Below are 14,359 nucleotides of genomic sequence, written 5' to 3'. Positions count from 1 at the left end.
CTCCTGTGAGGTGGTGGTCGTCCTGCGGGGTGATGGCTCAAGACTGCCGCTCGCCCGCAGAGGGGTCGATTACCTCGCAGGTCATGAGCGCGACGCCCCTGACGCGCGGGATGCCGAAACGCACGGGATGTCGAGACGCACGGGTTCTTGAGGCCACGAGCAGCCCACGGCAGACGCGCGCCGCATGATCGATGAGTTCGTCAAGCACGCTGCAGGGATCTCGTCCCGGTGACGCCGCGTGCCCCAGAGCCTCGCGCTCGGCGCGCCGTGCGGGGCAGTCCGGCGCTGACGGCCCGTCCCGCGAGGGTGACCGCGTGGCCCAGGTGCCGCAGGTCGTGCGCGGGGTCGACCATGGCGCACAGCGCGGCGACGACCGTGCCGTCGGGTGCCGTCACCGGCGCCGCGACACAGTGCACGCCCGGTATCAACTCCTCCCGGTCCAGGGCCAGTCGGCTTTCCCGGATGGCGGCAGCCTCGCGGCGCCAGGATGCTGGCAACGGGTCGAACGGAATGGCCGGCGGGGCGGTCGCCACCAGGAGCCTGCCCGCGGCGGTGGACCACGACCAGGTCGCGCCGGGCCGCAGCGGTGCCAGATGGTCCACCATGCCGGGCACTCCGTGCACGGCGAGGGTCCGGCCCTCGCGCAGGACGCAGACCCCCACCGTGGCGTCGGTCATCTCCGCCAGGCGCCGCATCGGGGCGTGCGCCGCGACCCGCAGCCGTGGGTGGGGTTGCCACCCCTGGCCGAGGCGGAAGACCCGCGGGCCCATCCGATAGCGCGTGCCGCTCTGTTCAACGACGCCGAGGTCGACCATTTGTTCCAATAAACGGTGCACGGTGGTTTTTGGCAAACCGCTTTCCGCTGTCAAAGCGGTCAGTCCCGCTTCCTCGGTCCGCTCGATGGCTTCGAGGAGGGCAAATGCCCCTTCGAGTACCCCGCGCCCCCGGGTCCCCTCATGGGACTTCTCGTACGGACAACCGGCCATCAGGCCCCCTTCCCGAGGTCGCTTGCGCGTTGCCTCTCCCCCAGGGCAGTAAAAGCCATCCGCATGAATGGCCACTAAATAGTCGCTTGCCGCATAGCGGAGTTGCCGATGCCGGTCCGCTCAGCAGACCGCAGCGCGACAACACGTGTCTGCGCGGTGCAGTGTCGATCCGCCCGGGAGCACTCCGGAGGACGAGCACCCGTCTCGGCGCCGTCCGGCGACGAGTGAACTCTCCGGGGAGCAACGCGAGATCAAGAGACCGAGAGATCGAGAGGGGGTATGTGATGAAGATTGCGATCCGTCGTCTCGAGAAGATCGAGACCACTCAGCCGACGTGTGACCCGTGTGACTGCTGATTCCAGCACGGCGTTCCGGTGCGGAGGCGGCTCCTTAGCCTCCGCACCGGAACAGCCTCGGCTCGCGCAGCGGCGCACCCGTTCATTCCTCTCCATGTCCTCACCCTTCGCGCACTCACCGTTCCTTCTCGAAAGCAGGCTTGGATGTTGCGGCCCCGCGTCAAACCCATATTCCCGCCCATTCCCATCGGAGGCGGAAAGATCCGCATCGGCTGGTACGACTACGGAATCGCCGGCGAACTCGATGACGACGAGCAGGGCCACACCTGGCACCTGCTGCAGTTGCTCAGTGGCGAGCACACGCTTCCTGAGATTGCCCGGCTCATGCAAGAGTTCGACCCGCTGGTGCGGGACGAGGAGGTCGGCGATGCGGTTGATCAGCTGGCCGCCGCGGGGTATTTGGAGGATGCGGCCGTGGGCCCTGATGTGTCGCTCTTTTCTCCGCCGGAGATTGAGCGTTACCGCCGCAACGTCGAGTTCTTCTCGCATTTCCACCATCCGCCGTTGTCCGGCCACGACTTCCAGGCGCGTTTGAGGAAGTCCCGGATCGCGGTGGTGGGCCTCGGCGGCCTCGGCTCGTACGCTGCTCTCGCTCTCACGGCCATGGGGGTCGGTGAACTGCTCGTCGTGGACTGCGACACGGTGGAAGCGGTCAACCTGAACCGGCAGGTGCTCTACACGGACGCCGATGTGGGGCGGGCGAAGACGGAGGCGGCGGTCGAACGGCTCGCCCAGGTGAATCCCCATGTGTCCGTCACGCCGCTGTTCCTGGAGATCGACGGGCCCAAGAGCGCCGCCGAGGTGTTCGCCGGGCGCGACCTGGTGATCTGCGCGGCTGACCGGCCACGGGTGCGGATCTACGAATGGTTCAACGCTGCCTCGGTGGGGGCTGGTGTGCCCTGGGTGCGTGGTGGTAACACGGGTTTGACGGTCAGTTTGTTCCTGCATGCCCCGGGTCGTACCGCGTGTTTCGCGTGTGTGCAGCGCACCACCCACGAGGAGCTTCCCTGGTACGAGGCGGCCTCGCGATATCTGGCGGAGAACCTGGCGACGGGCACGTTCAACCCCTGCACGGCCCCGGTGGCCGGCCTGCTCGGCAGCATCGTGGCCCTGGACACGGTCAAGTACCTGACGGGTGTGGCCGCCCCGGCCGCTTTGGGTCGGCGTTTGTTGATCGATCTTGCCCGTATGGATGTCGCTTACAGCGAAGAGGAACCGCGGCGGCCGGACTGTCTGGTGTGCGGCGACGCACCGCGGCGGTGAGGGGGATGCCCAGGACACCGCTCTCCGGCAGCGCGCGTCTCGCGTTGTATCCGCTGCATATCGGCGCGCCGGAGGACGGCTTGTGTGAGGTGGGCCGTGCCGAGACGGGGGTGTTCATCGCGCTGCCTATAGAGGGTGTCGCGCTGGTCGAGTGGCTGGGCCAGGGGATGCCGCTGGCTGAGGTGGGGGTGTGTTTCGAGGACGCCTTCGGTATCGCGCCCGAGTTGGACGAGTTCCTTGAAGGGCTCTGGGAATGCGGCTTCATCAAGAGCATCAACGGCACGCCCACGGCAACGACCGCAGCCGGGCAGCCGGCCCGGGGCTGGCGGCTTTTCGCCTCCTTGCCCGCTGAACGGCTCGGCTGGCTTCTGTCCCGGCCCTGTCTGATCGCCTACCGGGCGATTTGGGTGGCTCTCGCCGTCGTCCTGATCACACGTCCGGGCCTGTGGCCGCACGCCAGGGACACCCTCGTGGTGTCGGGGGTGATCCTCAACGCGGTGATCGTGGCTCTGCTGGCCTGGACCATGGTCTTCCTGCACGAGCTGGCCCACCTTCTGGCCGCCCGCGCCCGGGGAGCCATCGGTGCTCTCTCACTGAGCCGCCGCATGTACTTCCTGGTGGCCCAGACGGACATGAGCGGGGTGCGGGCTCTGCCACGTGCCGAGCGCTACGCCCCATACCTGGCGGGCATGACGCTGGAGGCGGGCGTGCTGCTCGGCTGTCTGGGGCTGCGCTGGGCAGGCGCGGGCGGTGGCCTGCCCGCGCTCCTGGCCTACATCGTCACCATCCAACTGCTTTTCCAGTGCGCCATCTTCTTGCGCACCGACCTCTACTTCGTGCTCACGAACCGGCTGCGCGCGGGCAGCCTCGCGGCGGACACCACACAGGTGCTGCGCGCGTACGGGCGGCGTGTGCGGGGCGCCCCCGCGATCGACCTCAGCCATATCCCGCAGCGGGAACGCCGCCTCGTGCACTGGTACCTGCCCTTCTACGCCGCGGGCATCGCGGCGGCTGTGGTGGACCTCGCTCTGTTCGTCGTCCCCGCGGTCGTCACGATGTGCCGCCGCGCCCTTCACGAACTCACCACCGCAGGCCCCCTGCGCCAGGCCGAGGCCGCCGCGTTCTTGGCGATCGTCACGTTCAACCTGGGCTCCGTCGCCGTCATCGCCCTGTGGCAGCACCTCGGCGGCCGCCGCCGGGCCCGCACAACCGCCTGAGCCAACCGCATCGCCGCACCGCTCGCGGCACGCGGAAACACCCCGAACACGCGCGCGCCGGATCCCTGCCGTCCCTGACAACCCCGGGCTCGTGCCGGAGCCCGGAGCCCGGAGCCCGGAGGCCCGCCCCGACGCGGAGGCGCTGCACGCCCGTATCCGCGGGCTGCGGCAGCACGGGCACCCTGACACTGCACGCTGCCAGACATCGGCAAGACAGCCCTCGCCCTTGATCTCGCCCACGACGCCGAGACGCCCGCTCGCTCCCCCCGAGGGCGTGCTGCCCGAGGGTGTGCTGTGGGCCGGCTTGGATGCCCGGGCAGATGGACCGCACCACCTGCCGGCCAGGGACGAAAGACCGGGTGTGCCACTGGCGAACACCGCGGAACACACGGTCCCCGCCTGGTCCGAAGCGCTGCACCGGGAAACCGCACGCGATCCCAGGCCGCGCAGGATATCCGGGCGCCTCAAACTGAGTTCGGCCGCCGCGCTCTTCACCAGCGTATGCCGAGTTGGTCGAGGTCGGCCCGGCGTTCTGTACTGAGTTTGCCGGCGCGTTTCCGGACGTTGTCGAGCCACGTCCCCAACCGCACCTCTACCGGCCCGTCCACGCCCGGGAGGGAGCTGTTCGCCCCGGCATCGAACCCGAGGCCCTCCACGTGTTTACGGGGGACGCGCAGGTGTCCTTCCCGGGCATGGAACTGCTGCGCGGCAGTGTTCCGAGTCCGTGGGTCAGCTCCTCGGACGTTTGCCGCGTCCCCCTGTCGAGAAGCCGGGCCCCGGCATGGAGCGCGGGCAACCGCCAGGACTCGCCCATGGGGGATCCGGGAACAACGCAAGAGCCAACAGGTGGGGCAGAACGGGCAATTTGGCGTCGTGTTTGGTGCGTTAGTGCGCGCCGTGGCCCGGAAAGGGCAAGGTTCCGTATTCCGCTTGCGTTGCCTGACCGCCCCGTCGCCCAATAGGGAGGGCAGGGGCACATCGCAGTGCCCCGACGCGGGATCCCAGTCCGGGAGAGGGCCCCTCGTTTGCCGCGAGGGGGCCACCAGCCCCCGCCCTGCACCCGCTGGTCACCACCATGCACCGGGGCTGTGCTGTCCCTTCAATCCGTCGGTAGCACGCCAGCGAAGGGGGCAGGGGCCAGTGGGGCGAACAGATCGCGAGCGCAGGACACGCCTGGCGCGGCGACGGCCGCGGCCGGACCGCATCCGACAACGTCGTAAGGCGATGCGACAGCAGCAGGCCCCTGCGACGGAATGGCTTACGTCGTGGGGGACTTTCGGTGCGGCCCTCGCTGCGGCTGGAGGGCTTGTGATCAGTGGTGCTGCCTCATGGGCAGCGCTGCAGACCCTTCAGGACCAGCGGGCGGATGCAGCCGCTGAACGCCAAGCTGCCCAGGCCCGCCAGGCCGCGCGTGTCTCTGTCTGGACTGATGCCAACCCTGAGCTCATGCCGTTTGAGACCAGGGCCAAGAAGGTCCTCATCATGAACCGCTCGCCCGACCCCATACCGGTCTGGGCCGTGGAGATCACCACGTATCCCCGCAACACGTGGGGCGGGGTTGGCAGGGAGAAGTACAGCGCCGCTACCGCAGAGTCGGTCCCGCCCTGCACCTTGATGACCATTCAGCTGGATGCCCTCAAAGAGGGGGTGGAGCGGAACCGTGAATTCGGGGTGACGGCCTTGCTCTTCCGGGACAACCAGGGCCAGCCATGGCGACGCGGGACTTCTGGGACCATCCAACGACTCACACAGACCCGCAGCATCCAAGAACGCCTGACCTCGTTCACCAAGTCCCACACGTCCCGGGTGCCGCACTGTGGTTAGGGAGGAAGACGCGCAGCGACTGGAGGCATTGACCCATCAGCAGCAGCCGCTTCTGGAAGAGCTGCGTGCGTGCGGGCCGGGCAGCACATCCGCCTCACGCGGGTGGCTATGCAGGTGGTGCCGTGGCTGTTCCGGTTCCGAGGCTTTGGCGTCGCCGGAGAGCACGTCGATGACGCCGCTGCGCTGGTCCTCCAGCGGGCCGCGGCTTCGTCGCAGGTGTCCTGGAGCGGATCGAGGGCGCTGTGCTCGTCGACGTGGGGCGTGAGGTCGATCGTATGCCCCGCGGAGAGGGCGATGAGCGGCCAGAGGGTGTCGTCCTCGTTGTGGTGGTGATGCCGTACGGCGGCGTTGTCCTGATGGATGTACGCCGCGACGGCGCGGGCGCGGGGCTCCGGTACGTCGGTGTGGGCGAGCGAGGCGAGGAGCTCGGCGAGCCGCGTGATGTCGCCGGTGAGGGCGCGGTGGCTCAGCCGCATACCGGTGAGATCGGGCACCGGCTCGGACGTGCTGGAAGGAGGCGTGAGGGATGTGCTGTTGGACATGGCGCCAGGCTCTCCGAGCCCGCTCCACGCGCGGTGACCATCCACTCAACGCGATTACTCCTTGAGACGACCGGACCGAGCTGGTCAGGCTCTGTCCGAGCGCGCCCCCGCGTCGCTCTCCACACCGGCCTTCGGATCCGACTCCGATCCGGCCCCCTGTTCGGCGCGGCCCCCGTCGGCCTGCGCGTGCGTGGGCAGATGGCGCAGGCGTACCGCGGCGAGGACGGCGGCGGCGAGGACGATCGTGCCGGCCGCCGCGGCGGTGACGCCGAGGCCGCTGGCGAACGCCTCGTGGGCCGCCGCGAGGAGCGGGGTGGCGAGGGCGTCGGGCAGGGGCTCGGCAGCCTCCGTCGCCCCGGCGAGGGCGGAGCGGGCGGCGTCCGCGGTCGCCTCGGGCAGGCCGTCGGGCAGCTGGTCGGTGAGCTGGGTGCGGTAGACGGCGGTGCCGACCGTGCCGAGCAGGGCGACGCCGAGGGCCACGCCCATTTCGCCGCTGCTCTCCGAGAGGGCGGAGGCCGCTCCGGCGCGCTGGGGCGGTGCGGTGCTGATGACCAGGTCCGTGCAGAGGGTGATCATCGGGCTCAGGCCGAGGGCCACGAGTTCATAGCCGGTGATGAGCAACGCCAGGTCGTCCCCGTCGACTTGGGAGAGGGTGGCGAAGCCGAGCGCCGCCACCAGGAGGCTGCCCGTGATGACCGTCGCGGGGCGAAAGCGCCGCGCGAGCAGCGGGGCGAGCAGGGAGCCGACGATGGTGCCCACGGAGGCGGGGACCATCCAGGCACCGGCCATGAAGGGGGAGAGGTCGAGGACTTCTTGAAGGTAGAGGGCGATGAAGAGCTGGGTGCCGCCCATCGCGAACAGGCCCAGCAGGTAGGTGCCCAACGAGGTGTTGATGACGCGGTCGCGCAGCAGGGACAGGTCGAGCAGCGGGTCGTCCAGGTGGTTCTGGCGCCGTACGAAGACCACACCGAGGGCCAGTCCGGCCACCAGGGTCAAGGCGAAGGACAGGTCGGGGCCCGCGGCGCTGACGTGTTTTACCGCGTAGACGACGCCGAGCACGGCGGCCAGGGCGAGTGCGGCGCTGAACCAGTCGAGGCGCCCGCCTTGCGGGTCGCGGTACTCGGGCAGCAGGACGGGGCCGATGGCGAGCAGCAGCACCATCACCGGCACGCCCGCGAGGAAGACCGAGCCCCACCAGAAGTGCTCCAGGAGCGCGCCGCCGAGCAGCGGTCCGATGGTGGTGCCGACGGAGAAGCTCGTCATGACGACGGCCACCGCGAAGCTGCGTTGGCCGGCCCGTTGGAACATGACGCGGACCAGGGAGAGGGCGGACGGCATCAGGGTGGCCCCGGCCAGGCCGAGCAGCGCGCGGGAGACGATGAGCATGAGCGGGCTGGTGGCGTAGGCGGCGAGTGCCGAGGCGATGCCGAAGAGCGCGGCGCCGAAGAGCATGATGCGCCTGCGGCCGATGCGGTCACCGAGGGCGCCTGCGGGCACCAGGGCTCCGGCGATCAGGAATCCGTAGATGTCCATGATCCACAGGAGTTCGGTGGAGCTCGGCCCCAGGTCGGCGCTCAGGTGCGGTACCGCCAGATACAGGACGGTCATGTCCATGGAGATCAGCAGCGTCGGCAGGGCCAGGACGGTGAGTCCGATCCACTCCCGTCGGCCGGCGAGGGGAGGGGTGTCGGTGGTCATCGTGGTGCTTCCTCTGGTACGGGGGTGTGCGGGTGGACAGAGGTGGGGGCCGATCGGTAGATCCGGGCCACCGTGAGCAGGAACGTCGTCTCGTCGGCCAGGGTGTCGGCGCCGATCGGCGCGATGGGCGGGGTGTCGCGTCGCGGTTCCCCGCCGGTCAGGTGGGCCGCGCGGGCGCCTTTGAGGACGGCGGCGAGTACGGCGGCCGAGTGTTCCTCGGCCGGTGGCGCCGCCGCGCGCGTGTCACCGTCGTACGGGTGTGCCGGGACGCCGTCGCTCACGGTGTCCGCGAACGCCCGGGCGCGGGAGTGCAGTTCGGGGGTGGCGTACTGGTCGAGCACGAGGATGGCGTCACGGATCTCCATGAGCTTGCGGTACAGCAGGAGGCGGCGCGGGCCCTGTGGCCACAGGGCCTCCATGAGGCGGCTGCGCCGGGGTGCGAGCAGCACCTGCGGACACACCTCCACCAGGTCGCGCCAGAGCGGCCAGATCCGCCACAGGTGTCCGAGGTCGGTGAGCGCGCGGCGGGCGGCGCGGGTGGTGGGGACGGTCAGGGCCGCCGCGACGAGCAGACCGTGCAGCGCCAGGGCGAAGGGTTGTATGGGCACCGACCAGGCGGAGCCGAGGAGTTGGGACAGCGCGCCGAGCCAGAACACGCCCGCCATGGCGGTGCCGGATCCGAGCAGGAGCAGGGCGGCCGTCAAGGAGCGGTTGCCGCTGCGCCGCCCGCGGCGTACGCACACCGCGAGGCACAGGGTGTTGGCGATCAGGTGTGTGCCGATGATCAGCAGCCAGTACGGCGGGGAGGGTGTGGGGGAGGGGCCTTCGAGGATGAGGTGCCGTCCGTGGGGGCTGTGCAGCGTGTCCAGGGCGACGGCGCCCACCACGACGCAGCACGCGGTGACCCGTAACCAGCGGAGCAGCGTCCGGCTCCGGGAGCCCGCCGCGAGCGAGTGGACCAGTTCAAGCAGCGCGAACGCCGAGATGAGGCCGCATACGTTGCGGACCAGGTCCACGCTGTGCGCGCTGCCGGAGTTCCGGTCGACGAAGTCGCCGACGCCGTCCAGGTCGAGCGTCGTGGCGGCTGCCGCAGCCAAGCAGGCCAGCCACAGTTCGCGCTGCTGGCGTGAGCCCAGAGCGTGCGGCAGGCGAAGGAGCACGGCCGTCCACATGCATACCGTGCCCGCGACCTGCGCGTCGGTGCCAAGGGCCGCGAGGTCAGTCGCCGGAAGCAGCATGGAGCCCCAGCGCCCTTTCCACCGTCTTCGCCGTGCCGTGGGCGTTGAGGTACGTCGGGCGCAGCACTCCGCTGAGGATCAGGCTCGCGACCATCTCGGCCTCCTGTTCCTGGCGCGTGCTGTGCGAGGCGCGGCGCAACAGCCGCCGGATCAGGCGGGGGTCGAGGTCTGGGAGAACATCGCGCACCGGCTCGGTGTCGTCGGTCAGGGGGCGGTGGTGGCCGAGGAGTATGTGGCCGATCTCGTGCAGGATGATGTGGTCTTGGTGGGGGCGGGTGGTGCCCGGTTCGAAGAAGACGTGGTCGTCGGTGTCGGTGGCGATCCACGCGCCGCAGGTGCCGTCGGTGCGGCCTTGGGCGGGCAGCGGATAGAGATGGATGGGGCGGCCGCGCCGCCGCGCGACGTATCGGCACAGTTCGTGTGCCGAGGCGGATCGGGGCAGCGCGAGCTCCTCAAGGACTGATTCGCACCGCTGTCGCAGCGCTCGGTAAGGGAACAGCAAGGTCACTCGTCCTTTGGGGGGCGGCGGGTCGTGCTGGCCAGTGATGCCGAGTTCTCGTCCTCCTCTTCTGGGTCCTCGTCGTCGCCTTCGTCCTCGTCATCGCGTCACGACCGGGGGTCGGCCGCGGCGTCCGCTGATCCGTCCTCGGGTCTCGCTTCCTCGACGGCCGGGAGGCGGTGCAGCTTGCGTGCCTGGTCGACCATGGTCAGCAGCGCGTCGAGGGTTTCGCCGGAGAGCCCTTCGGCGCGCAGCGCCAGGGAGCGGACCCGTGCGTCCCGCAGTGCGGTGGCGAGTTGGAGCTGGGCGTTGACCCGCCCAGCGACCTCCTCGTTGAAGAAGTACTCGGGGGGGACGCCGAAGAAGTCGGCCAGAACGCCCAGTTGCTCGACCGTGACGTTGTGCTTCTTGCCGGTGGCCAGCTCCCACAGGTAGGTGCCCGAGAGCGCGCCGCCGGTGGTCTCCCTGATCTCCTTGGCCAGGCGCGCGTAGCCGGGTCTGGCGCGTTCGTCCGGGTAGAGCGTGCAGATGAGGTGGGTCAGCCGTGCGCTGATCTTGCCCGCCAGCTGACGGTTCGATGGCCGCCTGCCCTGGTTGCCCGTCATGTGTGCCTCCGTGGCTGAACGCGTCACTCCGCAAGCGGGGCGACGTCCCCCGTCCGCTGCAGCGGACGCAGTCTAGCGCTCCAAGTCGCTTCGTGTTCGCCACTGTTGACAGGCTGCGATCGTTTCAGCGTAAGCTTCTTGGTGTGGTTGTCCGCTGTAGTGTACGACCTGATCGTGTAGGGAAGGTGATCCACCTGTGGCCACTGGTGAGTCGACCTCACTCGCCGTTGACACCCCACCTCTGACGATTCCCTCGGCGTTCGCGCGTTCCGCCCTCGCGCGCCCCCTGTCACCCGCGCTCACCGATGGCCTGTTGGGCCTGACGTACCAGCAACTCCAGGACGAGACGGACGACATCAGCCGCGCCCTGGCGCCTCTGGTGAACCCCGGTGACCGGGTGGCCCTTCAGCTACCCCGCAGCGCCGAATACATGGTGACCTATCTCGCCGTTCTCTCCCTCGGTGCCACCGTGGTGCCCCTCGCCCATGACCTGAGCGCGGCGGAGACCGACACCGAACTCGCCTCCTGCGCACCGGTGTTGCTGCTGCAAGATCCGGATTTGCGGGGCGCGCGCCCGCATCGTGTCTCCGCCGCGAGCGACCGCGGGGGCGGCGCGTCGGCCACGGTCGTGCACGTTCCCGTACGCGCCCGGGCCGACGGTGATCTGACGTCCCTGCGGTCGGTCTGCGGGGCGGCGGAGGGTGCCGGTCCGGCTCCCGGCCGTGGCGCGAACCCGGCGGAACCCGCCGTGCTGCTCGCCACTTCCGGCTCGTACGGCCTGCCCAAGCGCGTCGTGCTGACCCATAGCGCCCTGCTCGCCAGCGCCCGCGCGCACCGCGCCTCGCTAGACGGCGCGACGGACGCGACGGATGCGACGGATGCGACGGCGGACGCCACGACGGGCGAGGGGGAGACCACGCTTGCCGCCGTGCCGCTGAACTTCGGCTACTGCAACACCGTGCAGATCGTCGGGCAGTTGGACAGCGGCGGGCATGTCGTGCTCCTCGACGGCGACTTCCTGCCCAGCCGGTTCGGGCGCCTCGTCCAGGAGCACCGGGTTACCTCGACGCTGCTCGTGCCCTCCATGCTGCGGCTGCTCACCCTCGGCGACTGGCACCGCGCGTACGACCTCTCCTCGCTTCGGCACATCGTCTACGGCGGCGCCCCCACCCCGCCCGAGATCCTGGCCGGCATCGAACAGCGCCTGCCCGATGTGGAGTTGGTCGAGACGTACGGACAGACCGAGGCCGGACCTCGGGTCACCACCATGCGGCGCCGCGACCGCCAGGACCACCCGGGATCCGTCGGACGCCCGCTGCCCGGCGTCGAAGTGGCCATCCGCGACCGGGACTTCCGCCCGCTGCCGCCCGGCGCGACCGGGGAGATCGTGGTACGCGGGCCCGGCGTGATGACGGGGTACCACGGCCGTCCCGAGGAGAGCGCGCGGGTGCTGCGCGACGGCTGGCTGCTCACCGGCGATCTCGGCCGCCTCGACGAGGACGGCTTCCTCTATCTGCGCGGCAGGCTGCGCAACGTCGCCATCGTGAGCGGGATGAACGTCTCCCTCGAAGAGGTGGAGGCATGCCTGACGGCGCACCCGGCGGTGGCCGAGGCCGTGTGCGGGGTGCGCGCGGACGACCGCGCGGGGGAGACGCTGGTGGCCTGGGTACGCCTGGCCGCCGACGGACCGGGCGCGGGCCCGGGTGAACAGATCGCGGCCCCCGCCGGACAAGCCGCCCTCCTCCAGGAGCTGACCGGCTTCTGCCGAGAGCGCCTGAGCGCCCACAAGCTTCCGCGCCGCATCGCGACGGTGGCGGATCTCCCGCGTACCCGGACCGGCAAGATCGACCGGTCCGCGCTGCTCGCCCGCAGCCGGAACGTTCCCGGGGAGCCAGCTGCGCCCGGTCGGGGCGCGCCCGATGTCGAGGAGGCAGTGCGGTGACACCCGTGGACGAAGTGGACGACTGGGTCGTGCGCCAGCTGGCCGTGCTGAGCATTCCGCCACGCCCGGCGGAGGAGATCACGGCGCAGCAGTCGCTGACCGAGGACCTCGGAGTGGACTCGCTGGCCTTCATCGAGGCCCTCGTCTCCTTCGAGGAGAAGTTCGGCGTGCGGCTCGACGAGGACCGGCTGCTGCTTTCCTCGTACGCCAAGGTCCAGGACCTCGCCGACTATCTGCGCGACTCCCGTACCAGCTGACTACCGCCCGACCCGCCGGACGGCCCGGGCGACCCAGCAGAACGGAGCACTCAGTGGAACCCGACAGCTACCTCCGCATGTTGGTCGACGCCGTACGCGGCATCGAGACCGGCCAGGTGACCGCTGCCGTCGACCGGATCGCGGCGGCCTGGACCCGCGGCGCCACCGTCTTCGTGGCCGGGAACGGCGGCAGCGCCGCCACGGCCTCACACATGGCGTGCGATCTGGCGAAGACGGCGACCCCAGGACTGGCGGCGGGGGTGCGGGTCGTCCCGCTGCTCGATACGTCGGTGCTGACAGCCTGGGCCAACGACGTCTCCTACGAAGCGGTGTTCGCCGCCCAGCTCGCCACCCAGGCGAGAGCCGGTGACGTCCTCGTCGTGATCAGCGCGAGCGGCAACTCGCCCAATATCGTGCAGGCGTTGACCACCGCCCGCGCCCACCGGGTGGAGACCGTCGCGCTCCTCGGCTTCGACGGCGGTACGGCGCGGTCCCTCGCGGACAAGGTGATCATGGTGCCCGCCGACCACTACGGGGTCGTCGAGGATCTGCACCTCGCCGTCAACCACATGATCACCGAACAGCTCGGCGCCCGGACGGGCGCCCGTGCCGTCGGGGGAGCGGCCGCGGTGAGCGCGGCCCCGCCGGTCGTGGGCGGTGCGCGGTGAGCGGCGGCACGGCCCGTGCCGGGACGGACAGCTGGGACGAGCGGGCCGGGCGCCCCGGCCTCTACGCGGTACTCTCCGGCCGGATGGACCCTTGAGCAGTGCGCCCAGGTCGACCAGGAGCAGAAGGCGCTGATCGCGCGGCTCCTTCCCGGCCTGGACGAGGACCGGGTGGCCGATCTCGGCTGCGGAGTCGGGCGGGCTCACCACCTGGCTGAGCGGACGGGCCCGCTGGACGGTGGGCGTCGACCGGTCGCCGGAGATGGTGCGCAGGGGCGACCCACGCGCTGGAGGGGAAACCGGCCCGCGCGGTGTGCTCCGGCATCGACCGACTGCCCTTCGAGGACGGCTCCTTCGACACCGTCCTCGCCGTCTTCACCCTCCAACACCTCACGGACGACGCGGAGTTGGGGGCCGCCTGCGTGAGATGGGCCGGATCGGTGGCGCCGGACGGCGGCCGCCTGCTCGTCGTGGACGGTCACAACCCCGCCGCCGAGCGCCGTGACGTCTCCAGCCCCACCACCTCGACCGTGATCCGGCCGCTCGCCGCCTACCAGGACCTGGCGGCGGTCGCCGAGCGCACGGCCGTGGAGGAACTGACGTACGTCGGTGACCGATACCTCGCCCAGCTCTGGCGGACCGGCCGACAGGACGGACAGGGCAGACAGGGCCGACAGGACAGGCAGGGCCGACAGGACAGGCAGGCTGACAGGACTGGCAGAACGACCGACACGGCCCGCCGACGAAAGGGAGCGCCGTGCACCTCTGGTTTCTCACCCCCACCTTCCCGCCCGTCCACGGCGGGTCGGAGACACAGATCTACACCCTGGCGGCCGGGCTGGTACGGCGCGGCCACCAGGTCGACGTGCTCACCGAGCGCTACCCGGGCACCGAGGAGTTCGAGACCTGCTCGGCGTGCGGGTGCACCGGGTGCGCACCGACGCCGCGCGCTGGTCCGAGCCCGACCGGGTGCCGTGGAGGAGCGGGTCTTCGGGCTGCTCGGGGATGCCGAACGCCTCATCGACCCCGGCCGGATCGACATCCTGCAGACGTTTTGCCAAGTGGGCGCCGTACTGGGGGGCGATGATGCGGGACACCCTCGGCTGCCCCTGGTCGTGACGGATGAACGAGACCACCCCCGACACCGACCCGTTCGGCGCTCCCGATCCCGGCTCGTCTTCGGAGGGCTGCCGCACGACGCGGATGGGTGACCGGCAGCCGCGCCTACCGGGAACAGGCCATCGGCTACGGCGCGGACCCGGACCGG

General features: G+C 70.4%; 13 protein-coding genes and 1 pseudogene. 7 read left to right on the top strand and 7 right to left on the bottom strand.

Going from position 1 to position 14,359, the window contains the following annotated elements; genetic code table 11:
* Positions 1-200: 200 nt before the first annotated feature.
* On the bottom strand, positions 201-986 hold the full coding sequence (locus KY5_RS00180; RefSeq protein WP_098240217.1) for an IclR family transcriptional regulator: 786 nt from the start codon (positions 984-986) through the stop codon (positions 201-203).
* Between the two features lie 500 nt (positions 987-1,486).
* Between KY5_RS00180 and KY5_RS00175 the strand changes: the two genes are divergently transcribed.
* Both KY5_RS00175 and KY5_RS00170 read left to right on the top strand, forming a co-directional pair.
* Entirely contained in the window at positions 1,487-2,605 is a 1,119-nt protein-coding gene (locus tag KY5_RS00175; protein WP_098240216.1) for a HesA/MoeB/ThiF family protein, read from the top strand.
* 5 nt (positions 2,606-2,610) lie between these two features.
* Positions 2,611-3,822 carry a hypothetical protein gene (locus KY5_RS00170; protein ID WP_159072442.1) on the top strand — a complete coding sequence of 404 codons (1,212 nt, stop codon included), beginning with the start codon at positions 2,611-2,613 and terminating at the stop codon, positions 3,820-3,822.
* Between the two features lie 491 nt (positions 3,823-4,313).
* Here the strand turns inward: KY5_RS00170 and KY5_RS42910 are convergent, their stop codons facing one another.
* The 6 genes from KY5_RS42910 to KY5_RS00135 all read right to left on the bottom strand — a co-directional run bounded on the left by KY5_RS42910 (position 4,314) and on the right by KY5_RS00135 (position 10,228).
* Complete coding sequence (locus KY5_RS42910) at positions 4,314-4,799, bottom strand: helicase associated domain-containing protein (RefSeq protein ID WP_098240214.1); 486 nt, start codon at positions 4,797-4,799, stop codon at positions 4,314-4,316.
* Positions 4,800-5,642: 843 nt separating this feature from the next.
* Positions 5,643-6,188, bottom strand: a complete 546-nt coding sequence (locus KY5_RS00155; RefSeq protein WP_159072441.1) for a hemerythrin domain-containing protein — start codon at positions 6,186-6,188, stop codon at positions 5,643-5,645.
* Positions 6,189-6,272: 84 nt separating this feature from the next.
* On the bottom strand, positions 6,273-7,886 hold the full coding sequence (locus KY5_RS00150; protein ID WP_098240211.1) for an MFS transporter: 1,614 nt from the start codon (positions 7,884-7,886) through the stop codon (positions 6,273-6,275).
* Positions 7,883-9,124: an MAB_1171c family putative transporter gene (locus KY5_RS00145; protein WP_098240210.1), complete on the bottom strand. Its 1,242-nt coding sequence runs from the start codon at positions 9,122-9,124 to the stop codon at positions 7,883-7,885. The genes KY5_RS00150 and KY5_RS00145 overlap by 4 nt, the downstream gene beginning before the upstream one ends.
* Positions 9,105-9,626, bottom strand: coding sequence for a hypothetical protein (locus KY5_RS41665; RefSeq protein ID WP_159072440.1), 522 nt, complete (start codon positions 9,624-9,626; stop codon positions 9,105-9,107). Before KY5_RS41665 ends, KY5_RS00145 begins: the two co-directional genes overlap by 20 nt.
* A gap of 104 nt (positions 9,627-9,730) precedes the next feature.
* A complete protein-coding gene (locus KY5_RS00135; RefSeq protein WP_098240208.1) occupies positions 9,731-10,228 on the bottom strand; it encodes a hypothetical protein in 498 nt (165 codons plus the stop codon).
* A 196-nt stretch (positions 10,229-10,424) separates the two neighbouring features.
* Here KY5_RS00135 and KY5_RS00130 point away from each other — a divergent pair, with 196 nt between their 5' ends.
* From KY5_RS00130 to KY5_RS43170, 5 genes and pseudogenes are all read left to right on the top strand, one after another.
* Positions 10,425-12,170, top strand: coding sequence for a class I adenylate-forming enzyme family protein (locus KY5_RS00130; protein WP_098240207.1), 1,746 nt, complete (start codon positions 10,425-10,427; stop codon positions 12,168-12,170).
* Positions 12,167-12,427: an acyl carrier protein gene (locus tag KY5_RS41660; protein ID WP_159072439.1), complete on the top strand. Its 261-nt coding sequence runs from the start codon at positions 12,167-12,169 to the stop codon at positions 12,425-12,427. Before KY5_RS00130 ends, KY5_RS41660 begins: the two co-directional genes overlap by 4 nt.
* Positions 12,428-12,480: 53 nt before the next feature.
* Complete coding sequence (locus KY5_RS00120; RefSeq protein ID WP_098240205.1) at positions 12,481-13,095, top strand: D-sedoheptulose-7-phosphate isomerase; 615 nt, start codon at positions 12,481-12,483, stop codon at positions 13,093-13,095.
* A 284-nt stretch (positions 13,096-13,379) separates the two neighbouring features.
* A pseudogene (locus KY5_RS43175) lies at positions 13,380-13,511 on the top strand (class I SAM-dependent methyltransferase); the annotation flags it as partial.
* 338 nt (positions 13,512-13,849) lie between these two features.
* A complete protein-coding gene (locus KY5_RS43170) occupies positions 13,850-14,179 on the top strand; it encodes a glycosyltransferase (protein WP_418952727.1) in 330 nt (109 codons plus the stop codon).
* Positions 14,180-14,359: the final 180 nt, after the last annotated feature.

The sequence above is a fragment of the Streptomyces formicae genome (assembly GCF_002556545.1).
Classification (GTDB): Bacteria; Actinomycetota; Actinomycetes; order Streptomycetales; family Streptomycetaceae; genus Streptomyces; species Streptomyces formicae_A.
This window is presented reverse-complemented; position numbering and strand designations above follow the sequence as displayed.